Below are 365 nucleotides of genomic sequence, written 5' to 3' on the forward strand. Positions count from 1 at the left end.
GCATCTCGATCCTGGAAGGCAAGGGCCGGCTGGCGCTTCACGGCGCCTGGTTCGACATTTCCACCGGCGAATTGTGGGCAATGAACACGCAGACCGGCGATTTCGAAAAGCCGGAAATCGACTGACATCTTCTGTTCGGCGTCGAACCGTCATAGGCTGCGGCTATGGCTCCCGCGTTGCTGCGCCTCCTTTACCTGTCGATCGTGCTGCTTACGGCAGCAGGTCCGGTACGCGCGGATGACGCGGCGGTCATCGGCAAATGGTATGGCGCCCTGCTCACCGCCGATCGCGCGGTCCTTTCCGAGCTTCTTGCCGAGAACGCCCGTATCCGGCTCGACGATCTCGGCATCGAGCAGAGCAAGGAC

Annotated in this window: 1 protein-coding gene; it reads left to right on the forward strand. The window is 62.2% G+C overall.

Annotated elements, in window-relative coordinates:
* Positions 1 to 164: 164 nt before the first annotated feature.
* A partial coding sequence (locus ASE56_RS17145) for a hypothetical protein (protein WP_200914058.1) occupies positions 165 to 365 on the forward strand: 201 nt, incomplete at its 3' end.

It is taken from the genome of Microbacterium sp. Leaf203 (assembly GCF_001421275.1).
GTDB lineage: Bacteria > Actinomycetota > Actinomycetes > Actinomycetales > Microbacteriaceae > Microbacterium > Microbacterium testaceum_A.